This is a genomic window from Enterococcus sp. AZ163, from assembly GCF_050498925.1.
In the GTDB taxonomy this organism is placed as follows: Bacteria; Bacillota; Bacilli; order Lactobacillales; family Enterococcaceae; genus Enterococcus_A; species Enterococcus_A ferrettii.
In genome coordinates this window covers 492,724-519,682 of sequence record NZ_JBIPAO010000003.1, presented here as the reverse complement: position 1 = coordinate 519,682, position 26,959 = coordinate 492,724, and the positions used below count along the sequence as shown (strand labels likewise).

23 protein-coding genes are annotated in these 26,959 nt (G+C 40.3%); 7 read left to right on the top strand and 16 right to left on the bottom strand.

Going from position 1 to position 26,959, the window contains the following annotated elements; translation table 11 throughout:
- Nucleotides 1–27: 27 nt before the first annotated feature.
- The 3 genes from IGI46_RS24090 to IGI46_RS24080 form a co-directional block, all read right to left on the bottom strand.
- Complete coding sequence (locus IGI46_RS24090) at nt 28–1,452, bottom strand: glycoside hydrolase family 32 protein (protein ID WP_429965360.1); 1,425 nt, start codon at nt 1,450–1,452, stop codon at nt 28–30.
- Nucleotides 1,453–2,910 carry a PTS transporter subunit EIIC gene (locus IGI46_RS24085; RefSeq protein ID WP_429965361.1) on the bottom strand — a complete coding sequence of 486 codons (1,458 nt, stop codon included), beginning with the start codon at nt 2,908–2,910 and terminating at the stop codon, nt 1,453–1,455.
- A 107-nt stretch (nt 2,911–3,017) separates the two neighbouring features.
- On the bottom strand, nt 3,018–4,004 hold the full coding sequence (locus tag IGI46_RS24080; protein WP_429965362.1) for a LacI family DNA-binding transcriptional regulator: 987 nt from the start codon (nt 4,002–4,004) through the stop codon (nt 3,018–3,020).
- A 182-nt stretch (nt 4,005–4,186) separates the two neighbouring features.
- Here IGI46_RS24080 and IGI46_RS24075 point away from each other — a divergent pair, with 182 nt between their 5' ends.
- Nucleotides 4,187–5,602 carry a SulP family inorganic anion transporter gene (locus tag IGI46_RS24075; protein WP_429965363.1) on the top strand — a complete coding sequence of 472 codons (1,416 nt, stop codon included), beginning with the start codon at nt 4,187–4,189 and terminating at the stop codon, nt 5,600–5,602.
- A gap of 92 nt (nt 5,603–5,694) precedes the next feature.
- Here IGI46_RS24075 and celB read toward each other — a convergent pair whose 3' ends face one another.
- The 6 genes from celB to IGI46_RS24045 all read right to left on the bottom strand — a co-directional run bounded on the left by celB (nt 5,695) and on the right by IGI46_RS24045 (nt 11,793).
- Nucleotides 5,695–7,059 (bottom strand): PTS cellobiose transporter subunit IIC, encoded by a 1,365-nt coding sequence (gene celB, locus IGI46_RS24070; protein WP_429965364.1) that lies wholly within the window; start codon nt 7,057–7,059, stop codon nt 5,695–5,697.
- 20 nt (nt 7,060–7,079) lie between these two features.
- Nucleotides 7,080–7,583: a hypothetical protein gene (locus IGI46_RS24065; protein ID WP_429965365.1), complete on the bottom strand. Its 504-nt coding sequence runs from the start codon at nt 7,581–7,583 to the stop codon at nt 7,080–7,082.
- 17 nt (nt 7,584–7,600) lie between these two features.
- Complete coding sequence (locus tag IGI46_RS24060) at nt 7,601–7,924, bottom strand: PTS cellobiose transporter subunit IIA (RefSeq protein WP_429966073.1); 324 nt, start codon at nt 7,922–7,924, stop codon at nt 7,601–7,603.
- 35 nt (nt 7,925–7,959) lie between these two features.
- Nucleotides 7,960–9,969, bottom strand: a complete 2,010-nt coding sequence (locus IGI46_RS24055; protein WP_429965366.1) for a BglG family transcription antiterminator — start codon at nt 9,967–9,969, stop codon at nt 7,960–7,962.
- 16 nt (nt 9,970–9,985) lie between these two features.
- Nucleotides 9,986–10,300, bottom strand: coding sequence for a PTS cellobiose transporter subunit IIB (locus IGI46_RS24050; protein WP_207703863.1), 315 nt, complete (start codon nt 10,298–10,300; stop codon nt 9,986–9,988).
- A gap of 62 nt (nt 10,301–10,362) precedes the next feature.
- Nucleotides 10,363–11,793, bottom strand: coding sequence for a 6-phospho-beta-glucosidase (locus IGI46_RS24045; RefSeq protein WP_429965367.1), 1,431 nt, complete (start codon nt 11,791–11,793; stop codon nt 10,363–10,365).
- A 387-nt stretch (nt 11,794–12,180) separates the two neighbouring features.
- On the opposite strand from IGI46_RS24045, the gene IGI46_RS24040 reads away from it, so the two are divergent.
- On the top strand, nt 12,181–12,708 hold the full coding sequence (locus tag IGI46_RS24040; protein WP_429965368.1) for a hypothetical protein: 528 nt from the start codon (nt 12,181–12,183) through the stop codon (nt 12,706–12,708).
- Nucleotides 12,709–12,720: 12 nt separating this feature from the next.
- A complete protein-coding gene (locus tag IGI46_RS24035; RefSeq protein WP_010758095.1) occupies nt 12,721–12,927 on the top strand; it encodes a helix-turn-helix domain-containing protein in 207 nt (68 codons plus the stop codon).
- 28 nt (nt 12,928–12,955) lie between these two features.
- On the opposite strand, the gene IGI46_RS24030 is transcribed toward IGI46_RS24035, so the two are convergent.
- The 5 genes from IGI46_RS24030 to IGI46_RS24010 form a co-directional block, all read right to left on the bottom strand.
- Nucleotides 12,956–13,591: a Vat family streptogramin A O-acetyltransferase gene (locus IGI46_RS24030; protein WP_429965369.1), complete on the bottom strand. Its 636-nt coding sequence runs from the start codon at nt 13,589–13,591 to the stop codon at nt 12,956–12,958.
- 80 nt (nt 13,592–13,671) lie between these two features.
- Entirely contained in the window at nt 13,672–14,670 is a 999-nt protein-coding gene (locus tag IGI46_RS24025) for a LacI family DNA-binding transcriptional regulator (RefSeq protein ID WP_429965370.1), read from the bottom strand.
- Nucleotides 14,671–14,839: 169 nt separating this feature from the next.
- Nucleotides 14,840–16,540 carry a metallophosphoesterase family protein gene (locus IGI46_RS24020; RefSeq protein ID WP_429965371.1) on the bottom strand — a complete coding sequence of 567 codons (1,701 nt, stop codon included), beginning with the start codon at nt 16,538–16,540 and terminating at the stop codon, nt 14,840–14,842.
- Nucleotides 16,541–16,725: 185 nt separating this feature from the next.
- Nucleotides 16,726–17,349 (bottom strand): GyrI-like domain-containing protein, encoded by a 624-nt coding sequence (locus tag IGI46_RS24015; RefSeq protein WP_429965372.1) that lies wholly within the window; start codon nt 17,347–17,349, stop codon nt 16,726–16,728.
- A gap of 62 nt (nt 17,350–17,411) precedes the next feature.
- A complete protein-coding gene (locus tag IGI46_RS24010) occupies nt 17,412–18,305 on the bottom strand; it encodes a helix-turn-helix transcriptional regulator (RefSeq protein ID WP_429965373.1) in 894 nt (297 codons plus the stop codon).
- Between the two features lie 587 nt (nt 18,306–18,892).
- Here IGI46_RS24010 and IGI46_RS24005 point away from each other — a divergent pair.
- The 3 genes from IGI46_RS24005 to IGI46_RS23995 are packed head-to-tail and all read left to right on the top strand — an operon-like array spanning nt 18,893 to nt 22,952.
- Nucleotides 18,893–19,819 (top strand): AAA family ATPase, encoded by a 927-nt coding sequence (locus tag IGI46_RS24005; protein WP_207703871.1) that lies wholly within the window; start codon nt 18,893–18,895, stop codon nt 19,817–19,819.
- A 2-nt stretch (nt 19,820–19,821) separates the two neighbouring features.
- Entirely contained in the window at nt 19,822–20,823 is a 1,002-nt protein-coding gene (locus IGI46_RS24000; protein WP_429965374.1) for a DUF58 domain-containing protein, read from the top strand.
- A 5-nt stretch (nt 20,824–20,828) separates the two neighbouring features.
- Complete coding sequence (locus tag IGI46_RS23995; RefSeq protein ID WP_429974437.1) at nt 20,829–22,952, top strand: DUF4129 domain-containing transglutaminase family protein; 2,124 nt, start codon at nt 20,829–20,831, stop codon at nt 22,950–22,952.
- 85 nt (nt 22,953–23,037) lie between these two features.
- Here IGI46_RS23995 and IGI46_RS23990 read toward each other — a convergent pair whose 3' ends face one another.
- On the bottom strand, nt 23,038–24,546 hold the full coding sequence (locus IGI46_RS23990; protein WP_207703874.1) for an IMP dehydrogenase: 1,509 nt from the start codon (nt 24,544–24,546) through the stop codon (nt 23,038–23,040).
- A 388-nt stretch (nt 24,547–24,934) separates the two neighbouring features.
- Between IGI46_RS23990 and IGI46_RS23985 the strand changes: the two genes are divergently transcribed.
- On the top strand, nt 24,935–25,201 hold the full coding sequence (locus IGI46_RS23985) for a hypothetical protein (protein ID WP_429965376.1): 267 nt from the start codon (nt 24,935–24,937) through the stop codon (nt 25,199–25,201).
- A 223-nt stretch (nt 25,202–25,424) separates the two neighbouring features.
- Here IGI46_RS23985 and IGI46_RS23980 read toward each other — a convergent pair whose 3' ends face one another.
- On the bottom strand, nt 25,425–26,831 hold the full coding sequence (locus tag IGI46_RS23980) for an MDR family MFS transporter (RefSeq protein ID WP_429974436.1): 1,407 nt from the start codon (nt 26,829–26,831) through the stop codon (nt 25,425–25,427).
- Nucleotides 26,832–26,959 lie beyond the last annotated feature (128 nt).

The window sequence follows — 26,959 nt, the reverse complement described above, 5'->3', positions numbered from 1 at the left end:
AGGGCATCCCGAAATGCCCAGATTTTCCTATGCTTTGTGTAAGTATCCTGCTAAGATTCCTTGCTGAGCTGCAATTGTATCGCACTCATCTTGGAATACTCGAAAAGTAAAGACTTGCTCCCCGTGGTTTAAATACAGTTCAACGAAGGAGTTGTCGACAAACACATCGACCTTTTGTAGGTTTTGAATACGTACACTTCTTTTTTCGCCATAGCCTACATCAATTTTTTTATCCAAATTATCCCGAGAAACAGTTGCCAGTTTAGTTTCTGTGTCATACTGAAATTCCCAATAATCATTGGTTGAGCCTATGGTAAATTTGAATCCCTTAGTTAATTCCAGCCAGTAGTTGCGGCTTTCCGTGTTTATTTTTTCGCTTTCAACTGACTGTTTCTGTGAAAATACTTCGACGATTTCTGAAGCAGGATAGCGTTTGAATTTCCCTTGCTCTAATTGCATTTGTTGAGGAAAAGTAAGCCCATGCTGCCAACCATCTTGCACTGGATAATCAGGTTCACCGCAGCCAAACCACCCATAAAGCAGCGGCTGCTGATTTTTTCCTAAGAAGGCTTGAGGTGCATAAAAATCAAAACCGGCATCCATCTGATCCCAATAGTCAGAATGAAAGCAGCGGTTGAGAATATCTAACTCCCCCACAGCATAAATAGACGCAAAGCGATTGTTGAAGCGTTCCTGTTCAGGAGTTATTCCCATTGGTGACAAAAACAGAATATCCTTCCCGTCTATTTGGATTAAACTAGGACATTCCAGCATGTAGCCAGTTGGAAAAGGCAGATCGATTAGCCCTTGATAGCTCCAATTCAATAAATTATTGCTTCGATACAATAGTAAAACGCCTTGATCACCAAAGCCTGGTCTTACTTCGTCAGCAAATTTACTGCCCCCCAGCAGCATATAGAAGCAGCCTTCTCTTTCAAAAACAAAAGGATCACGTAACTCTCCAGATAATCCAGGGAGCGTACCATCAATTACTGGTTCAGTGCGTTTTCGAACGTGACCTTCTTTATCCATAATAGCTACTGCTTGTTTAGGGATTTTACCGGGTCCAGTTTTATAATTTGCTGTATAGAACAAGTAAAGTTCTCCTTGAAATTCGATAGCATTTCCAGAGTAGCAGCCATTCTTTTCATATTCTTTGGTAGGTGACAAGGCTACTTCTTGTTTAGACCAGTCAACTAAATTCTCTGAAGTGGTATGACCCCAATGTTTCAAGCCGTGCACGGGAGCAAACGGATACCATTGGAAGAACACCTGGTATTTTCCGTTAAAATAAGCCAACCCATTAGGATCATTCATTAAGCCGGATTGAGGATAAATATGATAACTAGGCAAGTAACGACTACTGGCTGCTTTCGCAGCCAGTTCTTCTAATAGGATTCTTTTTTCTTCTATATAAACATTTGTTTTATGATCTACTAATAAGTTTTGCATTTAGGCCTTCACGTCCTTTACTGGATTGGGTATGCCGATTTCCGCTCCTGCCACGCCTTTTACTTTATGGTAAATAAATAAGAAAACGATCGGTAAAGCAAAGGATAACAAACAGCCAATGACATAGTGAATAACTACTGGCGGATTTACAATTGTTACGCCTGGAATACCTGTCAAACCAAAACCAAGCGCCTTCACGTCAAAAATCTTCATGTAAGCTCCACCTATTCCTGCACCAGCAACTGCTGACAAAAACGGCACCGCTGAATCCTTCAAATTTACTGCAAAAATAGCTGGTTCACTAACGCCAACTAACGTAGGAATAAAGCTGGAAAAAGCTATTTCACGACGTTTCGATCCTTTTTTCGCTAAGAAAAACATCCCCATCGCTGCACCACCTTGAGCAATAATGGAAACCGCCCATAGTGGTTGAATATAGTTAAAGCCCGTTTGAGCCAATAACTGTGCCTCAATTGAGCCAATCATATGATGGGTTCCAGTAATCACTAACGGTTGCAGCAATGCCGCAAAAATTCCAGCTCCAAAAACGCCTGCCTTCACGTATAAGAAATCCGCAGCTGTACCAATTCCCGAAGCAACCAAATCTCCTAATGGACCAAAAACTAAAAATAATGCCAGTGAGGATACTAAAATAGTAACTGCAGGAACAACAATAAATGTCAGCATTTTTGGTGTATATTTAGTAATAAATTTTTCAAACTTCGCCATAAAAAATGAACTTAAAATTGCTGGGAAAATTCCTCCTTGGAAAGCTACCTGCGGAACACTAAATCCAATAATATGCCAATATGACACATTCTCAATAGTTCCCTGCATGTATTCAAAGCGATTCCCTAAATCAGGATGAACCAAAATCAGTCCTAAGATAATCCCAAAGACCGGATTTCCTCCAAAACGCTTAGTCGCCGAATAGGCCACAAACACCGGTAGAAAATTTAAGCCAGTAGCAATAATATTTAGAAAACTAGCAGTATCTGCCGCCCAAGTATAATTATCGGCTAGGCTGCCTTCTAATCCAAATAGACCAGTAGTAATAAAAAGTGATCGGACCCCCAACAGCATCGCACAGCCAACAATTGCTGGAATAAGTGCCACAAAAATATCGGAGAAGGCTTTAAAGAATTCAAACAATTTATCCTTCCATGTTTCAAGTGTTTGAGGTTTTTCCGCTGATTTGAAGGACTGATCATCTATGTTAGTCTGCTGGATAAACGCCTCATAAACACGTTCCACTACCCCAGTGCCAAAGACAATTTGCAGCTGTCCTTTATTGAAGAAAACACCCTTAGCTCCTTCAATGTTTTCTAGTTTTTGCTGGTCATAATTAGTATCCTTTAAGGTCAATCGTAAACGAGTAACACAATGAGTGGCATGAATAATATTTTCTTGCCCGCCTACGGCTTCAATAATTTCAGCAACTGCTTTTTGATAATTCATTCAATCTCCTCCTTGTTTTTTGGAACGTTCCATTTTCTACATTATATACTTGGAACGTTCCAAATTTCAAGCGTTTCCACAAAAAAACTACAAAAAAGTTGAAAAAATTACTTCAACTCTCTTGTAGTTTTCAAATTCAAAAATTTGACTGGCAGGATATGCTTAGCTTGGAAATCCTTGTCCTTATCGTAAATCACGAGTTCTTCTACACTTATTTCAGCAATTTTTTTGATATCCTGAGCGATGGAAGAAATAACTAACGGTTGATTTTGATAGCTCTTTGCACCATCAAAACCAATAAGCTGAACATCCTTGGGAATATCCCAAGCCAAACGTTGAAAAGATTCCATGACATATTCTCCATAACGATCGGTAACAGTAAAAATTCCATCAAAGCGACATTCTTCTTGATAAACTTCCTGCAAATATTGATCAATTCTTTGAGAGAAGTTTTTGGAATTCCCCTTATCTAGGTAAACCTGATAATCGATTTTCTTATGTTTGCAGTAATCAATAAACCCATTCATCCGTTCGTAAATTCCGAGATTATTCGGCAGCTCCCGTAAAATCATCAAAAGTCGGGTGGCACCTCTTTTGTATAACTCTTCCGCTGCTAAACGGGCTCCTTGGAAATTATCACTCGTCACAAAAGGAACTTGCTGATTAAAATAGCGTTCAATGGAAACAATCGGTACATTCGCAGTAATATACGGATCAATATCACTGTAGGAAATGGTAATAATTCCTCGCACCTTCTCTTCCTTGGCCATTTTTACATAGTCCAACTCTAAATTGTAGTTATTTTGTGAATTACAAAGCAGCATCTTTAAATTTCTTTTTTGTAGTTCCAACTGAATATAATTGGTTAATTCCGCAAAAAAAGGCGTCCAAATAGTCGGTAAAATAAAGGCGATCGTATCGCTGGTTTGCTTTTTTAAAGAACGAGCTGCCTGATTAGGAACATAGTCCAGCTCTTCAATAGCCTGTTCAATCCTTTTCGCTAATTCTTGCTTGATTTTCACACCGTTTATATAGTTTGAGACAGTCCCTCTTGAGACTTTGGCCAGGCTGGCCACATCATTCATATTTGCCATAGTTGACCTCCTTACACGGTGTCATTATATCATGAAAAATTCGGTTAACTGGACAAAGAGCGAGAAATTTTCACTAGTAGAATGAGAAAAAGATTAGAATTACATTTGACCCTACCCTTAGTGACGGCTATAATTGTTTCTTGGTGCCAATTAAGGCAAGAAAATAGAAAATGAGGGTTAATATGTATTTATTGAGTTGGAAGGAAAATCCCATCAGGGAAGTGTTGGCAGGACTTGTAGTGTCATTTGCACTAATTCCTGAAGTGATCGGTTTTACAATTATTGAGGGTATTGATCCAATGATTGGTCTGGTTTCGTCCTTTTTTATTGCTATTATTGTATCGTTTTTAGGTGGACGGCCAGGAATGGTTTCTGCAGCAGCAGGCTCTATGGCGCTGGTGATGGTTCATTTAGTCAAAAACTATGGGTTAGAGTATATGTTTGCAGCCACCGTTTTAACCGGGCTGATTCAGCTTCTGTTAGGACTATGTCAAGCTCAAAAGCTGATGAGCTGGATTCCTAAACCAGTTATGCTGGGCTTTGTGGATGCTCTCGCCATTTTAATTTTTATCGCTCAGTTTGAACATTTTGACCATGCCTCCATTTTTATGTATGGATTAGTTATTGGAGGAATTTTGCTAATGGTTTTCGCACCAAAGATTATTACTTTCATTCCGGCTGGATTGATTGTAATTGGTGTATTAACGACCGTGGCGGCAGTTGGCAAGCTGCCGGTTTCTACCATTGGCGACTTAGGGGATATCACGCCACGTTTTTCGACTTTCCACTTACCGATGGTTCCTTGGTCGATGGAAACCTTAAAGATTATTTTCCCAACTTCTTTAGCTTTAGCTTTTGTAGGGATGCTGGAAAGTTTATTAACAGCAGAAATTGTTGACGAACGGACTAAGAGCGACAGTCCTAAACGTCAGGAGTTGTTAGCACAGGGCAGCGCAAATCTATTCAGTGGTCTATTTGCTGGTGTTGCTGGCTGCGCAATGATTGGACAAACCATTATTAATTTGGATTCCAAAGGTCGCGGCCGATTGTCAACAGTGGTTGCTGGCGTTTTTATGATGGTTTTGATTTTTGCTTTACGGCCTTTCCTGCTGCTGGTTCCGATCGCGGCTTTGGTTGCAATTATGTCGGTAGTCGCTTTCAATACCTTTGATTGGTCAAGCATCAATTATGTGAAGGAAGCACCAAAAAAGGATGTACTGATTTTCTTGGTTACAACTATTTCGATTGTCGCTACTGGAAACTTAGCCATCGGTGTCTTGGTGGGTGTGTTAATTAGTGCGGTGCTATTCGTGCGGAGCATTTCAATCCTAAAAGTAGAAAAGGAAGGCTCGACCATTCAGATTTCTGGTGAATTATTTTTTGCCACAACTACCAAGATGAAAAGCAAGCTGAATGCTTTGGATTTAGCGGAAGATCAGCTGACTTTAGATCTGTCACAGCTACGCATTTGGGACAGCACAGGGGCTGAAGAAATGATTAAATACAAAGAAAAACTGCGCTCGACTAAACAGGTGACGGTGATTTCACCAAATACGCCGAGTAATGACTTGATCCAAAGCGCAAAACTGTATTCTTGAAGCAAGAAAAACTAAAAAGACGTGTTTGCATGTAGCCTCCAAAAGTTTAATTTTGCAATAGGCAATGCACTACGTCTTTTTAGTTGTATTTTTTATGCGTTTGCTTCTGCTTTTTTCAAGTTTGCCATTTCTTCAGCAACCAATCGTTTGTCATACGAACGAATAAACGGCAAGTAAATGACAAAGGCAACCACCGCACAGATGACAGCTACTACGGCAGCTTTCCAGTCACCACCTGTACTGATAAAAGCACCCACCCCTACTGGTGAAGGCCAAGGCATATTGGCAATTACCGGTCGAATAATTTCTAACTGGATCGCAAAGTAAGCAATCGTTGCAGAAGCCATTGGGGCTAAGAAAAACGGTAAAGCCAAGTATGGATTATAGATCAACGGCACACCGAAGATCAAGGGTTCATTGATATTAAAAATTGCTGGAACCAATGCAGCTTTTCCTAGAACCTTCAGTTGTTCTGATTTTGCCATGTAAACTAAGAAGAAACAAAAGCCTAGCGTTGCACCTGAACCACCAACAGTTACAAAGGCATTATTAAACTCACCAGCTAATGGAATATGCGCACCATCTGCGTTCATCGCCATATTTCCCAATGTAATTGGGGTAATCAGTGAGAAGATGATATTGGCCCCATGGATACCTACCAGCCACAAAGCGTGGACCAAGAAGTAAATGACCATAACGCCTAGCCAGCTGTTGGTTAGCCCCGTAACAAAGCCAAATGGAATAGCAACTAATTGGAAGATATCGGTATTAAAGGCTACTAAAATCCCCACTAAAATTAATACAACAAAGGCCACTAAGAACGCAGGTATCAATGCAGTGAAGGCTCTGGAAACTCCTTCTGGAACTTGTTCCGGCATGCGAATAACCCAATTTTTTGCAACACATAAACGGTACAATTGTACAGCAATCACCGCCATAATAATTCCCGTAAAGATCCCGACAGTTCCTAAACGAGCGACTCCGTCACCGCCAATTGCCCAGCCGTTAACGATGGCTTGTTCTGCATCGTTCACACGAACCATTGAACCGTTTTCAAATACCAATTGTGGAATTGACATGAAGAACGAGAATAGTGAAAGCAATGCACCCGTTATTGGCGCCATGTTCAAATCTTCTTCTTCTGCGATAATTTTTGTGTATTCATACCCCAAACCAACACAGAAATAAAGTGCCAATATTCCCATTGTTGTACTATTGGCTAGCATGTATAATTCACTGACTCTAAAGAAGGTTGAATTGAATATATTTTCTAAAAAAGGAAATGTCATCGGCAGAATATTAAATACCAAGAACATCGAACCAACAATAGTAAATGGAATGGCTCCCATCCCAGCACCCATAATTGCCCGCACAATTTTAAACTGCGCCAATTTCCCTAAAGGTCCCATCAACGTTTTTTCTAAGAATGTAAATAGCTTACTGTTTGATCCATCCATATTTCTATTCACTCACTTTCTTAATTCGTTTTTGCAAACTCTTTGATATAGCCGTAATGCTTATCCTTTTGCAAATAGATCATGCGAATTCGCTGAATACAAAAGGCCGACATAAAGATTCCGACTAATAAAACAGTGACTAGGGCTGCTCTTGCTTGAGAAGAATTTGTCAAAAAAGGGTATAGCCGTTGAAATCCTCCACTGGTAAAGCTTATGACCAGTAATACCAGATTCATGCCTAATTGAATAGATTGATAAAACTTATGATGGCGTAATTTCCCCTGGATTTGATCAGTCGTCTCCCCATAAAGCTTCGCGTGTTCTGCGATTGCCGGAAGAGTCAAAAGTAACAAACTTACCGGCAGCACTCCATACCAGCTGCGGCTCATAAACAGCATCAGCAGCCAATACAAATTGCTGAAGAAGAAAGCCGCTAATAAATAGCGCAGGATCAAAAAACGATTGTAGCGAAAATTTTTTATGGCTGTTTCCTTTTTCAATTCAGCTGTTCCTTTTTTACTCAAGCTTTTCAGCCCCTTTCCTAATTACTCGCTGCTTGGCGCTGGTATAAAACCAGCATTTCAGCGGCAACTTCCTGCAATGTCATTGTAGTCATCAAATGGTCCTGTGCGTGCACCATTATAATTTCCATTTCAATTTTCTCGCCGCCTGCGTATTCCTGCAGCAGCCCGGTTTGAGCTCGGTGAGCCTTGATTAGCGACTCATTGGCATCCTCTAATTTTTGCTGTGCCGCTTCAAATTTCCCGTCCCGCATATGCTGAAACGATTCATGCACCAAAGTTCTGGCGTCGCCGCTGCTCAAAATAATTTCAAAAGCAACCTCTTGTAGTTTTTCTGAATCCATCTCTTTCACTCCTGCCGTTTCTCTTCTATAGATTTCTATAGGCTTTCAATCAAATTCGCAATAAACGTGTTGTAATCTTCGCTTGCTACGAGTTTTTTACGAAACTCATCATCTTCAATAATCGGTACCAACGTCTGGCTGACCTTTTCCAATTCTACCCGTCCCAGTTTATCTGGTGACATCAGGAAGACTAGCTGAATTTCCGGATAATCCGCTTCCCAAAATACGCCCTTTGGTACAACTGCTACAGCTACATAGGCCTCTTCTGTCACAGCCTCAATCGGATGTGGTACTGCCAAATAAGGCGAGAAAGCAACAGAGCTATAGCTTTCCCGTAAGCGAAGCTGTTGATGAAAGGCTTCTTTAATCGCTTTTTGCTCCATTTTCTCCAGCCGATCAATCAGCTGATCCAAAATATCCTCTTTGGTGGAAGTATGCTCCAGTTGGATAAACAGCTCTGATCGAAAGCATTGATGAATCAAGGCAATTTGCTGGGCCTTTTTCTCAGCATCTGCTTCATTGTCAATGACAGCGGTACAATGCGCCGGCATAAATCCAGATAGTTCATAGTTAATCTTTTTAATGTCCTCTTCACCAACAAAAACACTGACATAGACAATTGGCGTATGATGAATCACGTTTGGCAAATTAATTGATGAAATAATTAGATCAATCTGATCCAAGTCCTGATCGGCAATTTCGTAATAGCTAATTACCTTATCAATCAAAATTTTTGAACCAAATTCCCGTTCCAGACGATTTTTAATCATCTGTGAACTACCTAAACCAGTCGCACAAATGACTAACACCCTGGCTTTTTGATCGTTGTGATACCGTTCCACCGCAGCGGTTAGATGAATGGTTAAATACGCCCATTCGCTTTCAGTAATTTCATATGGTTGAAAAATACGCATCTTGGACAAATATTTGATTGTCAGGTCCAATAGTTCGCCGTAATGCTGACGAATTTCCTCCAGCAACGGATTCTCAATGCTCATATTGTTTTGCAGCCGTAATAAGAACGGTGTAAAATGCATCATCAATCCATCAATCAAGATTGTGTCCTGCTGCAGTTGATACCCAGTTTCCGTATCAAAAGCTCCCAAGGCCTCTAGGAGCTGTGCCTTAATCTCCGCCTCTGTATAATTCGTCTTTTGAAATACCCGTTTAGCCGTAATTTTATTCCGTAAATGCAACGCAATATAGTTCGCCTCTTCATGAGGAAATTCTACCGACATGCTTTCGGTGATTCGTTGGACAATCCGTAAAGAAGTTTGGTATTCCAAGGAATCCTCCGGCAGCTGAATCATTTGAGTATATTCAATTTCAAAGCCGGACTGTAGTCGCTTAATTGCCAATCCAATGTGCAACACAATGTTGAATATAATAAAATCAGACAACTTTAAGCGTGCTTCCCGACACTCGTCTAAAACAATAATTACAATCTCTTCGATGCTAATACCGTTCAGCAGGTTGGTGTAAGTGGAAAATGTATAGATGTTGTCTTGCAGCCGCTGCAAAAAGAAGTAATTCATAATGAAATGCCGAATATTTTTCTCGTTGCCAACGACAAAAATCCCCCGATTGCTTTTGCTGCTTAACTCGATCTCATAAGGCTTCAACAATTTTTTAATCTCTACTAAATCATTGGAGACCGTTGAGCGAGAGACATATAATTCTTCTGCCAAGTTGTCGACATACACAGCCTTTTGCTCAAAAAACAATTGATTCAGAATATAATACTGACGGTCCTGTACTTCTTGAATGGCCCCTCTATCCTTTGAACAATTCTGTGACTTCATTTCCTGTAAATAAAATACTTGAAAGCTGTCCTGATTTCCCACTATTAAACGATAGCCATAGCCTTGTTTAGCCTCAATCGTACCAAGCGCTTTTTCCTTCAACGTGTCTTCCAACAAATGCAAGTATTTCCTAGCTGTGCGATCAGATACCCCCAAATTGGCCGCCATCTCCTGACTAGTTAAATAGCCAGGCTGGTTCTCGTATAGCAATTTAAGAATTTGTGTCTCTTTCTTACTCAACATGTTGATCAACCTTTATTTAGATATTTTCTTCCACAAGTTTTCCCATTTTTTCAATCCCCATTGGAATCGGTACATATGCCTGTGGCGGAATATTAACAATTGGTTTATTGGTTTTATTCGCTGCTTTTTCTAAATTGGCAAAATACATTTTCGTTTGTGGACTTACTAGATAAAGATCGTATTCATCTTTGGCGATGGTAGTCGCTCCTTGTGAAGCTGAAGTCGCATCCAGCTCAATTTCTATTCCTTTTCCTTTTAAATATTCCGTTGTTTTCTTCGCTATAACTGAAGACGACATGCCTCCAGCACAGATAATCAATGCTTTTTTCACACTAAATCCCCCCGTAAGTTGTTCTTTTTTTCTTTGAACTTTCGTTTCGTATAATAGGCTTCTTATAGTTCTGATCCATTGGTGGCAATCACCTTTTTATACCAGTCAAAGGATAATTTTTTGCTGCGTGCTAAAGTCCCATTGCCTTCATTATCCTTGTCGACATAAATGAAACCATAACGCTTCTTCATTTCTCCCGTGCTGGCTGAAACTAAATCGATACAGCCCCATGGTGTGTAACCCATTAATTTTACACCGTCCTCCTCCACTGCCTTAATCATTTGCTCAATATGAGCTTTTAAGTAGTCAATTCGGTATTGATCATTAACGGTTCCATCCTCTTCCTTGACATCGATCGCACCAAATCCATTTTCAACAATAAATAATGGCAAACGATAGTGATCCGCAAACCAATTCATGGAGTAACGAATACCTTCTGGATCAATTTGCCAGCCCCAATCAGAAACCGGAACAAATTCATTTCTTACAAGATCCCGTGATTCATCGTAATCATAGGTGGTATTGTCTTTCTGATGTTCAATTGCAAAAGACATATAATAACTAAAAGCAATGTAATCAACTGTTCCTTTTTTCAGCTCTACACTATCTTCCTCCGTAATATCTAAGTCAAAGCCCTTACGATTAAAATAGGTCTTCATATACCCCGGATACTCGCCAAAAACATGAACATCGGTGAAATAATAACGTTTTTCCATCGCTTTTTGTGCCATTAGAATATCTCCTGGCTTGCAAGTTTTCGGATAAATCGGCACCATAGCAATCATACAGCCTATTTCAAAATCCGGATTGATTGCCTTACCAATTTGAACAGCCTTAGCACTAGCAACTAATTCATAATGGGCAGCCTGATACATGATTTGTTCACGATCATCCCCCTCCTTATAAACGATACCGGAATTAGTAAACGGTGCAAAATCCTCATTAAAGTTGGCTTGATTGTTGATTTCATTGAAGGTCATCCAATAGTTTACTTTATTTTTGTAACGCTTGAAGCAAACCTCGGCAAATTTCACAAAGAAATCGATGGATTTACGATTGGTAAAACCCCCGTATTTCTTAACTAAAACAAAAGGCAATTCAAAATGTGAAAGAGTGACTACCGGTTCAATACCATGCTTTAAACATTCGTCAAACAAGTCGTCGTAAAACTGCAAGCCCGCTTCATTTGGTTCTGCTTCATCTCCTTCAGGAAAAATCCTTGTCCAGGCAATGGAAGTGCGAAAACATTTGAAGCCCATTTCAGCAAATAAAGCAATATCTTCCTTGTAATGATGATAAAAATCAATCGCCTCATGATTTGGGTAATTCTTCCCTGCTACAACACCATCTGTAATTTCACGAGGAACCCCTGGTCCACCTAACGTCATTACATCGGCAACACTGATTCCTTTACCACCTTCCTGCCAGCCGCCTTCCAGCTGATGCGCGGCAACTGCCCCGCCCCATAAAAAATTATCGGGTAATCCTGTCATTGCTTCACCATCCTTTCTTTCTATGTCCTAAGAATAATAGATAGCGCTTTCTTTGGGAATACAGATTCTTTCCTTAGCACTACGGAAGGTTGTTCTTAGTATTAGAAAAGCTATTCGAAATCGCTGCAAATCACATATTAACTAACTCAGCTAATTAGCACTTATGTTATAAAACACAAGAAATTTCTTAGTATAAAAATAAAAACTGTTGATTTATCTTCTGTAGACCAACTGCTTATTGCTTAATAAAAAAATACAGGAATAAGAAATAGCATCTTCATTGAAAGTTCAACCTTAAAGATAGCAACATAAAATTATCGTTTAATGACAAAAAATTATTGTTTAACGATAATTATATGCTATACTATAGGTAAGGGGGCGAAGGAAATGGATTTAAAAAAATCGCGTGATACATTTTGGATAATTGATGGAATATTTAAACTCTTAGCGATTGGAAGTTTATGCATGGGGATTTATCTAGCAGTGCAATTGTTGGTTTATAAAAATTCAATTATTTCGGGTGCAGACAAATTGGTCATTTTAGTTTTTTATTCTGGCGGTCCCCTGACTGCACATCAACAGGCGACCACTAATGCGTTGAGCATGTTGCCACAACTTTTAGTTTGGACCTTTGCTTTTTGGTCAGGAAGCAAAATTTTCTATGATTTATCAGAAGGTTTGACCCCATTTTCCGAAACTATGTATAAAAGGATTGATCGAATTGCCAAAGCCATTTTGTGGCTGGGCTTTCTACAACCACAAATTTATTCCTTATTTGCTTCATTAGTATCAGGTAAATTCTCTTGGTCACTCAGCCTCAATTTAACCCTAGTTATGGGATTGGTTCTCTACAGCATCAGCGCCATTTTCCGTTATGCAATTTCTCTGCAGGAGCTGGCTGATGACACAGTGTAAGGAGGTGGCAGCATGCCGATCATTGTTCACTTAGATCGCATGATGGCCGAACGAAAAATTAGCTTGAAGGATTTGGCTGAAGAAGTCGGCATCACCAACGCAAATATGTCGAAATTAAAAACCGGCAAGGTCAGTGCCGTTCGTTTCTCTACCTTAGAGGCCATCTGCGAAGTACTAGACTGCCAACCCGGGGATTTGTTTGAATATCGAAGGCCTTAAAAAAGGATTGGCGTGTTTGCCAATCCTTTTACTCAATCATTTTTATTTTAGTTAAATCACTACTACACAGCTGCTCTAAGTTCCGGAAAATCTTTTCCGCTGACCAATCCCACCACTTTATTTCCAGAAGATAATCAATTAATTCATCATCAAACCGTTTTCTCAGTATGCGGCTCGGGTTGCCGCCAACAATGTGATAAGGTGGAACATCCTTAGCTACAACGGAATTTGCTGCAATAATTGCGCCATCGCCAATCTGCACACCCGGCATAACCGTTACATTCTGCCCAATCCATACATCATTTCCTACGACCGTATCCCCTTTAAATGGAAGATCTTCACTAGCTGGTGTACTTTTTTCCCAACCATGTCCCATGATATTGAAGGGATAGGTGGTGATACTATTCATTCGATGATTCGCACCGTTCATCACAAATTCTATGCCGCTGGCGATGGCACAAAATTTGCCGATAATCAATTTATCACCTAAAAATTCATAATGGTGAGTCACCCGTTCTTCAAATCTTTCGGCACCACTTGCATCATCATAATACGTATACTCGCCAACAACAATCGTGGGACGAGTAATCGCATTTTTTATAAAACAAACACTCTTAATTGCTTCGTTGGGATAGAGCTTATTAGGGTCAGGTCCATATAGCATTAGAAATTCCTCCTTTTTGCTTTATTATACGCTAAATACCCCATCCGCGTGATTCGGATGAGGTAATTTTAGATATGACTTTAAGCAGAGTTGCGTTTGATCAAGGTCAAATGTAGCTGCGACTGATCCACCTCATACGACCGTTCTTCTAATTTAGCAATCATAAGGTTGGTCGATTCTTTGCCCAGAGCTTCCACTGGTTGAGCTATTGTCGTTAAGGGAACGGCTAATACATCTGTGAATGGCTGATTATCAAAACCTAAAATAGCCAAGTCTTCTGGAACCTTTCTTCCAGCTTCTAGGTATTCTTTTAAAATACCGATCGCTACTTCATCACTGCTGGTAAATACTGCATCAGGGCGACCATCTTCCGGCAGTGCCAGCATTTTTTTGGCCACCTGTTGACCATCTTGAATCGTATGAACCTGTTTAAAAATCCAATCAATTTTCATTGGCAAACCGTGCTGATTAATCGCCTTCTCGAAACCTTCTGTTCGGGAATTCCCATGCCCACCAGTTGTTAATGTCCCCCCAGTACAATAAGCAATCCGCTGATAGCCTTTTTGAATCAGATAATCCACTGCTTCGAAGCTGGCAGAGGCTTGATCAGTATATATCTGCGGCAGCTTCGAGTCAGGAATGGCCTCATTACATAAAACAATCGGGCCAAACTCTTGATACGCTTCAATTTCTTTAGGATCACCTTCAATAGAACACATGATTAACCCTGAAATAACATGCTGCTTCAACATCTCTAGCATGTTGATCTCGGCATTTTGATCATCGTACGTTTGCATTACCAGAACATTATAACCTTGTGCCTTAGCACATTTTTCAATGGCATCAACCAGTTGAGAGAAAAAAGGATTAACAATACGAGAGACCAATATTCCAATCATTTTACCCTTTTTTGACCGCAGTTGAGTAGCAACCGTGCTGGGTCGATAATGAAGCTCATCCATCGCTGTTTGAATTCTTTTTCGTTTGTCTTCTGAGATATAGGGATGTTTGTTTAAATAGCGGGAAACGGTTGAAACAGAAAGCCCCGCTCGTTTTGCTACATCCTTTATTGTTGCCATATCAGTCACCGCCTATGGTATCGATTTCAGCATAATGATACGGGGTTTTCGCTCGTTTGTCAATAGATTGGAAGAAACGAAGAGAATCCCGCTCTGGGTTTAATCTGCTCTAAAAATACAAATAGATCCAATCCTACTAAGTAATTCTAGTTGGATTGGATCTAACTTTTTATTGCTCACCATTAATAATTTTAGAACTCAATAAATCTGTTAGCTCCAGACCTGTGTTAATCTTCGAGTAAATTGAACATATGACAAAACGTTTTCTTCCAGCAAACGTTACAAATTGGTAACGACGAGAAGAGGCTGGAATGTGGTGATGTCCATGAATTGCTCCGATAATCTTGTATGTCTCGAATAACTGTTCAATTTCAGCTTCTGAACAATGGTACTCCTTATTATAGGCTTCACTTTTAGGAGTCAGCATACTCAGCTCATTAAATAGCGGTGCATGAGAAACAATCACAGTTGGCAACTCGTGATCTTCCTGCAGTAAAGCTTTCAGCGATGCTAGTATGAATTGCTGTTGTTCCTTTTTACGCTTCACTAATGCAACGGGAATAGTCAAGCCAATATAGCGAACTCCTTCATGAATACAGCTGCTGTTGTTCAACACTTGCATTTGCGGAAAGCGCTGCTGCAGCTCTTCTTTTACTATCTCATAAAAATCATGATGACCGATCGGCAGCATAGGCCATGAATCATCTGGATTTTGTAGCAGTGTTTCAAACCATTCATAATGTAAAAACGGACGCCATTTTTCCCACTGGGGATCCTCAAAATCACGATTTATTGGCAGCACATCAACTAAATCGTGATTGCCAATAACGTAAATTCCTTTGATTTCTCCATCAGCAGCCTGAGAATCCGATGCATCTCCTGCCAAAATGTTGAAATTTTTGTTAGTAAAGGGCAACTTGCCTTCCAAGGTATGCATATCAGAAACCACATTGATCAAATGAGTATTATCCGTTGAATGAACATTTTCAAAATAACTTTCTAACTCACCTGGATTCACGCTGTGTGCCACGTAATTTTTCCGAACCTCAGCTAATTCTTTGCCAAATTCTGAACGTAACAGTGGTTTGCTTCGGACTGGCATCGTTTGATTTACTAAGATAATGGCACTTTCGATGCTTTGGTTTATTTCCTGAGGAAGCAGCTCCAGCCCTGGTTTAATATCCGACTCATAAGTCAAAACCTTATGGATATTTTGATCAATCTGCTGGTTCGCTCTGTTATCTAGCAACTGAGCATTTCTGCCATCGGTCATAATTGGCAAAGAATGTGTCAGCTGTACCACAAAGTTGAGATATTCTCCAATATACTCAGAAATTCCGGTTCTGACATTTTCACTAAACAAAAATTTCCCGGCCAAATTGGCTGAAAGTGGACCCGTTTCATCATGCTGCAGCAACCGTCCTAAAATCTGGATTTCAAACAGCGGATTATCAAAAATTGCTTGATGGGCTTGACGTACTTCTGGAGAGTTCTCTTCAACCTTCTTGCCAGTCACCTGAAAGATACTTAACATCAAGTATTTTTCTAAAGTAGCTTTGTGGGATTCAATGTATTGCCGAACCGCTTTAGGATGCAACAGGTACTGAATTGCTGCTCGTTGAATATAATTCCTCGCAGTATCGTAAGGGATTGCGGAATAAACAATGTCCCCCTGCGAGCAGACATTTAGCGTTTGATCTCTCATGTTGCAGGTGAGTTGGAAATAGTCATTTTTAAATAAGGTCTTATTAATCGGACGTCGCTTATTCTCGGGATAGAGATCAAAACGGGCAGCGAGCTCTGGCGGCAACGCATTTACCGATAACGCAAACGATTGATTTATGGATAATGGATGATTTTGTGAATTCATAGCGATCCTCATTCTTACTTCTGTTTTCAGCTTTATTAGCATTATAAAGCTTTTTGACAAGCGACTCCATGCTTACTAAAAAATTGAAGAAAAAATCAGGTTTTACCTTTTTTTCGATGATCAGATGGGTAAAAAGAAGATGAAGCAGTCTACAAAAGTAAGTCTGCTTCACCCTCTTCACACGATTAATTTTCTACTACTTGAAAACGCAGAATCGTTTTTCGTTTTTCTGGTGCTGTTTTACGTGCATCGTTTAGATAGATTTCTTTATGCTCGTGATGGCTTCGTTGCAGTTTCTGCTCTTGAGTAAACTGTTCCATCTTGGTAAAAGTAGCTGGTTCCTCATCAAATGAACCTTTGTGCAACGCTTGAACACATAGCCCCTCCTGCCGAGTTTCAAAGTTAACCTGCTCTAGCAAAGCATGCGGCTTTTTCTTTTTAACTTCGGCTAAGGTTTCCTGAAATAGTGCTTCTGTGATATAGTCCGACTGTCGAATCATCAAGATATACTCAAAGCTGGCCTTATCTTGCAAATCATCTGGATTGGTAGTGGTCCATTGTCCTTCCAATGGATATACGGTGTAATCGTTATAACTAATTTCAGTGTTGTCCACGACAGAACGCTTAAACGCCATTTTGATGGGAAAAGCCAGTGAGTACAACACACCTACTCGTTCTGAAAAGGCGGCTTCATTAGGGTCGCCCATACCAGTAATCGTGATGAATTTTTGCTTAGACAGTCGAATTACCTGTGGTTTAGTCGTGACACCGTAAATCTCTTTTTCGTGTTTTTTCCATTCATGTTTCATTATAGAATCTCCCCGCTTCCTTTGATGCCTTTATCTTAGCAGGAGAAACCTGACAACCAGTGTCAAGTTTCATAAAAATCCAGAATTTTTTTTATGCGCTTCGTTAATTCTTGTCGTACTTCCATCGGTGCTGCTACCTCAACTCGATCTCCTAATGACAGTAAAAAATTATACAGCTCATCATTATGAGGCAAATCAATCTTAACCTGCAATCTTCCATCCTGCTGTTGAATACATTCTTCGTAATGATCATATACCTTGTAAGCTGCTTCCTGATCAAACAGCAGTTTCACGGAAATTTTCTCATCTGCCGCAGATGATTGAGCGGTTAATAACTCAGGAACGGATTTTCTCTGAAAGGTTGCCTCTAAAGGTTGCAATTGTTTCATCCGCAGAAGTTTAAATAAACGAAAATCCTGACGCAGCTGGCAAAAGGCCTGCAAATACCAATCTTTATTCTTAAAAATCAACTTGTGAGGTTCGACAATTCGCTCCTCCTGTTCGCCTTTACGGTTGGCATAAAAAAAGCCAACCAGCTGCTTATTAAGGATGGCCTGCTTTAACGGATCAAACAGTTGCTTACTTTCCATTCCCCATTGACTGAAATCAATTTCCAGCCAATCCGCGGGTGGTGTTTTAAATAATCCACCTAATTTTAGCAAAAGCTCATCGGATTGATGCCTTTCTGCTGCTGATACTTCCTGCAAAGCCATCAAAATTTTCTCCTGCTCCTCATTAGAAAGCAGCACTCGATTCAATGTATACTCCTGATTAATAAAAATACCGCCGCCTTGACCTTGGACGGTATAAACAGGAATCCCTGCAGCACTTAATGCATCAATGTCCCGGTAAATCGTGCGTACCGACGTCTCAAATTGCTCTGCCAATTCTGGTGCGGTGACTCGTCCTTTTTCTAATAAAATTAACAAGATTCTCAGTAAACGGCTGCTGGTCATAGAATTCCCTCTTTTATGTTTTCTTCATACAACTAGTGTAACGTGGCCGATTACAGATTGCTAGCGATTTTAAGTAAGCAAAAACTTTCTTAGTTGCTTGATTCAGCTAAAAAACTACTCAAATTCAAAGAGATTTTTTGTGTCATTAACGGCTCCTAAAACCCAGCTCCTACTGGCACTCAATCTAAATAGCGCACCTAATGTATTTAGTGTTTTGCTAATAAGCCAGATTATTAATGATCACTGACCGACTTATTAAATTGAACCCTCAACGGTGGAACGGCCACAATGATCGCTCCTCCAGCACACACAACGCTTTTCATCTATAAAACCAAATTCAGCTAGTTTAAAAAATGATCTAATTTACCTCCGGTTCTTCTTAACACTTGTTGCATTTCACAAAAAATTATTCCTACGCGTGTATCACGCATAAAACTTAATCTATACTTTCAGCCAAAGATTTTCTTATTTAATTGTAATTGTTTTGTAAAATATTTCACGTTACGACGAAAATAGCTGCGAATGGATTGCCAATTCCTAATTTTCGCGTACAATTATAGGAAACAACTCAACAAGGAGGCGAAAGAATGCCTGATCAGAACTTAACCAAAATTAAAACCTTAATTGATGAAATAGAAAAAGTAGTCTTAGGGAAACGCAAGGTCATTCAATTAACTGTGACTGCTCTGCTGGCTGGTGGCCATGTATTGTTTGAAGATATTCCCGGAGTTGGGAAAACCATGATCGTAAAATCCTTAGCTAAAGCAATCCATAGTGACTTTTCCCGGGTACAATTTACACCCGATTTATTACCCAGTGATATTCTAGGGGTTTCCATTTTTGACTCCCAAACCAATCAGTTCGAATTTCGACCGGGGCCGATTTTTACGACGATTTTATTAGCGGACGAAATTAACCGTACTACGCCCCGTACCCAGGCAGCTTTGTTGGAGGCCATGTCAGAAGGTCATGTCACCATTGATAATCACACCTATTCGCTGAATTCCCATTTCTTTGTTTTGGCGACACAAAATCCAGTCAGTTATGCAGGAACTTACCCCTTACCTGAGGCTCAGCTGGATCGCTTTTTGTTCCGGTTGCATATTGGCTATCCGGATTTTGAAGACGAATTACGTTTATTGACGGGGCAACGAGAACAATCTTTAGCATTCATTCAGCCAGTTATTACTTTGCAGGAATTAGCTGAATTGAAAAAGCAGGTTGACCAGGTCTTTGTTGACGATTCTGTGGCACGTTATGCCTTAGCTTTGGTAGAAGCTTCCCGGAATCATCCCGCTATTGAACTAGGGGTTAGCCCGCGAGGCTCCATTGCCTTTTTGAAGAGTGCTAAAGCCTATGCCTTAACCGAAAACCGTACGTTCGTGACGCCAGGTGATTTGCAGCAATTGCTGCCAGCTGTGTTTGCTCATCGCTTGATTCTCCATAGCGGTCTGTCGGTGGAGGAAGTGATGCATCAGCTAATTGACCAAGTTCCTGTACCGATAAGGAGCTGAGTATGCCTGTGTGGAAGCAATCGCTTAAACTTATCCTGCTTTTTATCCTGTATGCGCTGGCGTTTTTTTATAGTGCTGTTTTCAACAATGAAATTGGTTGGACGCTGTTTCTATTTATGACTTTCATTCTTCTGCTGTGCTTGGCACAGCTTTTAGTTCCTTTGAGAGGAATTATGGTACAATCGCCAGCAACCATGATTACTCATGTTGGTGAAAAAGTGGTATTGCCCATTGATTTAGAACGGAAACAAGCCATTTTACCGATTGCTCAATTAACTGTGACTGTCATTAATCCGGCTATTGATGCATCCGTTTCTACGTATCTTTTTTATCATTACCAGCAGCTGACTTTCCTTTGGTTGCCGGAAAAACGTGGCACGTATGAAGAGCTGCAGCTGTATTACCAAAGCAGTGATTTTTTCAATCTGTTTACTAAAAGACATAAGGCTACATTAAAGAAAAAAATCCTGGTTCTGCCGCAAAAGCAGCCGTTAGCTCACACCTTGCAGCTTCAGCAGACTTTGCAAAATCAGACCTTTGGCGAACCCACCTTTACAATTAAAAATTATCGCCCTTATCGCAGCGGCGATGCACCCAAAAATATTGACTGGAAGCTCTCCAGTAAGCAAACAACCTTAATCTACCGGGAACATGAAAATGAGCAAACTGCTCAAATGGTCTGGATTTTTTGGGGCGCACCTTCGGAAGAATTTGAGGCGATGTTGAGTCTGTATTATTCCTTACAGGATTTGTTGGAAGAACCTGTTGAACAGTATTTGTTTGGGGCTCATGTAACCGATCCTGCTAAACCGACTGCCTTGGCCTTTGCCCAGATCCACCCCTTGGAGGATACACCAGTCATACCTAAACTAACAGATAAAATGATTTTCTTTTTTACACCTAAGCAAACGCCGCAAACTACGGAACAGGTAGCGCACCTACGTAAATACAATCAAGTAGCCGTTTATGACTATCCTGGGCTCACTAAGAAAGGCAGCGGGTAAGTCTTATGAACTATATTATAAAAAAAGCACCTTTTACCTTGTTATCTTTCATTAGCTTGAGTGTTGTCTTTTCACAATTCTTAACAGTCTATTACCTGCCGATAACTTGGCTTTCCTTCAGTATTATTGGTGCCGTCTGCTTAACTATCGGCTTTTTTGAAGAGAATACCTTTAAAGTCATCTTTTGCTCGTTTCTTTATTTTCTAGGCATGTATTATTTTGTTCCGTTAAACCAGCCGCTATCTTTTAGCTGGTTTAGTAACTTTTGGCAGCAAGTCATTTTTCAATTTCAGCAAATTAGCATTGGTTCACCCAATGCGGTTTCGGCAATTGTTGCATTACCCTTGCTTCTGGCATTGTTAATTCTATTAGCTGGATTAATGATTCAGTTTGAACGTTTTATGCTAAGCTATTTATTGATGATTGGCTATCTGTTAACCCTATCTATCTTCAATTCGATTCAGCTAAATGGACAAATCGCTGTGGTTTTCGGTTGTGCAATACTGTCCGTTTTGTTTACAAAAAATCAGTTACCGAAAAAAATGGTCATCTTAATGACTGGCTTAACACTCTTGGCTGGTTGGGCTGCCTATGCTTTGCCTCAGTCTTCAGCCCGCACTTCATTAACTGTTTGGACAGCTCCAGTGCGTGATTACTTAAATCAAAAAGGCCTATATCGAAAAATTCGTGAGTTAACCACCTCAGATATCTCACGAACCGGCTTTAGTGAGAATGACCAAAGTCTTGGCGGGCCTTTATTGGATGATAACACGATTTTATTTGAGGCCACCCAAGAAACCAGCAGCTATTGGCGGGTAGAAAGTAAAGACGCCTATACAGGCAAAGGGTGGGAAATCCGTGATGGCATTCAACCGCGACAAATGAGCCGCCGTACAATTGAAATTAACAGTAATTCTTCACAACAGAGTCTCCAAGCAGCAGAAGACGCCAGCGTTCATTTCTTTAATCATGGAATGTATCTGCCCTTGCCGTATGGCCGCAGTAATTTGAGGGTAACTCAGGGCTCCAGCGGTTTCGTCCAGATGCCCGAAAGCGGCCGTATAAACTTCATTGATTCTAACAATGGAGAAAAGGAAGTGGACAACCAGTGGGAGCCGGTTGTGTATCAGGAAGATGCTCTACAAAACGTAGCGCTGGCTCAGCCTACGGATACTGTAGCAGATTATTTGCAGCTGCCGGTAAACCTGCCAAACCGTGTACGAGACTTGTCCAATGAGGTTACGCAAAACCAAACGACCTTATTGGAAAGAGTGACAGCTATTGAAGAATATTTAAAAAATTCAGGCACCTTCCGTTACTCGAAGGTGGATGCAACGGTGCCCGAAGAAAACCAAGATTATGTAGATCAATTTTTATTCGAGTCTCAAGTAGGCTACTGCGATAATTTTTCTTCTTCGATGGTAGTTATGCTGCGAACGCTGGGTATTCCTGCGCGTTGGACCAAGGGCTTTGCACCTGGGGATCGTCGAGCAACCAGCGGCGACAAGACAGTTTTCACGGTTCGCAACTCTCATGCCCATTCATGGCCAGAGGTTTATTTTGCTGGCTACGGCTGGATTCCCTTTGAACCAACGCCAAGTTTCAGCAATCCGGATCGCCCAGCAACCGAAGACAGCCAAACGCCTGAATCATCGACACCAAGTTCTTCAACCAGTAGTAGTAGCAGCTCTAGCAGCTCTTCTGATGCAACTGCCCCGTCGGAGGAAACATCAGAAATCAGCACTTTTGCCAACAATAATTGGCGAGAAAATATTTGGCTGCTGCTGAAGCTGGTCGGAGCAATTTTATTAGTAGCAATTGGCTACTTTGTCTACAAGTATTCTCTGCGTAGCCAGATTTACTTAACTTTGAAATTAGCTAAACGTCCTTTGCTGCAAAGCTACTCGATTTTATTGAAACGGGCAGAAAAACTATTGCCTCGTGAGCAATCAGAACCTTTAGCAGATTATGCTCAACGTTTCGAAGCTAAATATCCTGCATTTGATGGTAAATTCACCACTTTAACCAACATATACGAAGCAGAGATTTATGGAAACTCGCCTGCTAAGCAATTGGATACCATTTTAATCAAAGAAACGATGCATTTGTTTGAACGACTCAAGCAATAAGTAAAGGACCTTCCGCTTTTTTAGGGAAGGTCCTCGTTTTATGAAAAAAACAAGCCCAGCTAAGATAAGCCGGACCTGTTCATTATTAATTTTCACTGCTCATATTATTATCTTTCACCATAACATCATGGGCACCACCCTCAACGATACTTGTTGAAGAAACCAAGGTGATTTTGGCATTCTTTTGCAGCTCACGTATCGACAATGCACCACAGTTGCACATAGTATGACGAACCTTACTCAAGGAAACAGCCAAATTATCCTTCAGTGAACCAGCATAAGGTACGTAAGAGTCCACTCCCTCTACAAAGGATAGTCCTTCTTTTCCACCAGTATCATACCGTTGCCAGTTGCGCGCCCGAGCACTACCTTCTCCCCAATATTCCTTCATGTAAGAACCGTTAATGCTGACTTTTTCAGTTGGTGATTCTTCGAAACGTGAGAAGTAGCGGCCTAGCATAATAAAATCAGAACCCATAGCCAAAGCCAAAGTCATATGGTAATCATGAACAATTCCCCCGTCACTGCAAATCGGTACATAAATGCCTGTTTCTTCAAAATACTCTTCCCGAGCTGCCGCAACATCTTGAACGGAAGTTGCCTGTCCACGACCAATCCCTTTTTGCTCACGGGTGATACAGATACTGCCGCCGCCAATACCGACTTTGATAAAATCAGCGCCGGCCTCAGCTAAGAAGCGAAAACCTTCACGATCCACAACATTTCCAGCACCAATTTTTACCTTGTCTCCGTATTCTTGACGAACCCATTCGATCGTCATTTTTTGCCATTCGCTGAAGCCCTCACTGGAATCGATACATAAAATATCTGCACCAGCTTCAATTAACGCTGGAATTCTTTCTTTATAGTCCCGCGTATTAATACCAGCACCAACAAAGTATCGTTTTTTGCTATCTAGTAATTCCAACGGATTATCCTTGTGAGAATCATAATCCTTACGAAACACAAAATACTTCAAACGCTGATCCTGATCAATAATCGGTAAAGCATTCAGTTTGTGATCCCAAAGAAGATCGTTGGCCTCGGATAACGTAATCCCATCTTTCCCATAAATCAAATGATCAAAAGGTGTCATAAAATCCTTGATAGGTGTATCCACTGACATCCGGGAAATTCGATAGTCACGACTAGTTACCAAACCAACAATTTTACCATTCAACGTCCCATCCTCAGTCACCGCCATGGTGCCGTGGCCGGTACTGTTTTTCAAGTCCAGCACATCTTGTAATGTACCATTTGCATGAAGGTTCGTATCACTCGGTACAAATCCAGCTTTTGTTTGCTTCACTTTTCGTACCATTGCTGATTGCTCTTCAATCGTTTGAGAACAGTAAATGAAAGAAACGCCGCCTTCTTTTGCCAATGCCGCTGCCAAGTCACTACCTGAAACAGATTGCATAACTGCACTTACCAAAGGAATATTCATCGTCAGCTCTGGTTGCTCACCTTTTTTGAATTTCACTAACGGTGTTTCCAGAAGTACTTTATCAGGTGTACAGTCTTTGGAGGAATACCCCGGAACTAAAAGATACTCGCTGAAGGTTCTAGAAGGTGTGCTGTAATAATAGGCCATGTTGTCATTAACTCCTTTTATCTAATTTTAGCTATTATACCATTTTGACAGAAAAATCTATGAATAAATAAAGATAAATCTAAAAAATATTGCGTCAAACCAAATCCTTAATTTGAAGAAAAATATTTGAAATGATTTCAGCATCAAAGATAAACTTATCAGAGCCTTCAAGATTGAAGTTCTTACGTATTTTTCCTTCCATTCATGCTCGTATCTACCCCAAATCAGTAAAAATAATTTCCAAGATAGACTGAAAGCTTCCTTATAAAATTTTTTCTAAGCTTCTATCTTTCAACTCTGTAAGTTTGCGTTTTCTTTTGTAAGTATTTTCTTTACTCCTTATTCGTTATGATTAGTTCAACAAATAAATCAAAGGGAGTTTTAAACAATGGAAACAATCGTACTTTTCTTATTAACTTGGTCAGTATATTCAATCAATGCATACTTTTATAAAAAGGAGGCATACAAAAAGATCATTCTAGCAAACAGTTTAATCAGTTTGACTATCGTGTTAGTGAATACGTTAGGAAATTTCGAAAATGCCAGCCGCATGGGTATCCTTAACTTGGCTGTTACCGTCTTAGTCAGCAGTCTGCTGGCAACTTCCTTTTTATGTATACCAATTACATTCAAACTGAAAAAACATACTTTATAATACTTTCTTGATTGGATCTCGACTCTAAATACTATGATCGGGGTCCTTTTCTTTATTCGAGTCCCATGATTTTTGTAACAAACTTCACTGCATGCCCATCTTAATCAGTACAAGTATCTAAATCGGTTTATTCCTTTCACTAAAAAATAAGGGAATCTGTCTCTTGATCTTATAATCATAGAACTTTTTCTCGTTTAACTTAGATTCAGCGAGTCTCACTTGATCAAACTGCTTTTCTTTTATTAGATAGAAATAGGCTAGGAATGAAAATCAATACTAGAACAATCACTGAGACCAGGAAGCCACCCTGATAGCCTATCAAGCTATTCGCAGTACTCGGTATTTTCCCACTTATTACTGAAGCAACCACGGTGGCAATCAACGCTGAACCAAAACTAGAACCAAGATTCTCAACAATGTTGATGCCCACCCCAGCAGCTGGTAACTGCTCATCCGCTAAACCAATGTACGCGTCGGTGGTTAACGGTAGATTAATGCCTCCAACACTTGTTCCCCGAATGAACAAAACGAGCGATAACCACACCATACCGGTATGTTCTGTAATGAACACCAGCGGAATCGAGCCAATTAAAGAAAGAACTAAACTAACTAGTACCACATCTCTTGCCCCAATCTTATCGATCATCTTGCCAATCAGCGGACGCGTTACCAACATACCAAGCCCTTGCGGAATCAGTGCCAACGCTGCCTCCATCGCCGTAAAGTGTCGAAAGTTCTGGAAGTAAAGAGGTAAAATCAACATCGGTCCCATAATTGCTACATTCGCCAGAAAAAGTCCTATACTAGCCGCCAAAAATCGTTGATGAGAAAATAAATTGAGGGGCAGAACCGTTTGATTCTTGCTTTTCTGATTATAGAAATAGTAAATTACTCCTGAAATTGCCCCTACTAACAGCCAGCTGAGTGTCTCCAAGTTCTTAAAAGAACCATGCTCAGCCGCTTGACTAATTCCATAAATAAAAGACACACTTAACAATGACAGAACAACGATACCTGCTACATCCAGCTTACTATTACGATTAAACGGTTGAAAATTAGGTATTGTCTTTATCATTAAGGGCACCGCCAAAGCCACTACAAAGACATTAATAAAGAATATCCAGTGCCATGAAGCAGCTTGAATGATGAAACCACCAATAACTGGTCCCAGTATGGGTCCAAAAATCATCGGTGTACTGACAATGGCCATTACCCGTCCAACCTGTTCCTGTCCAGCAGTTTTTATCAACAGAGTAAACATCAGCGGTGTAATAATTCCTGCACTAAAGCCTTGGAACAGCCGGAAAACGATGAAACTAGTAATTGTTGTGCTGAAACCTGCCAATATAGAAGTCAGTCCAAAGGCCAAAACAGCATAAATGAAGACTTTCTTTCCATTAAAGTGATTCATTAACCAACCAGAAATCGGAACAGCTATCGCTAAAGCTAAGACATAGCCAGTAATACTCCATTGCACAGTGCTTAACGTAGTGTGAAAATCCTTAGTTAATTGATCGATCGCGATATTGACCATCGTTGAATCCAGCATAGGTGCAATCGCTCCTAAAGCAATCGCCCAAGCAGCAGCCAATGTTTCTTTTGGTAAAGCATTTCTTTGATTTTGTGACATAAAATTCTCCTTTATTTACACAAGAGCTCTAAACCACTCTCGAATTATTATTTCCTTGGAAACAAAAACTACTTTACCGCTATTTTGTTTCCTTGTCAACAAAATTATTTCAAAAAAATAACCCCACT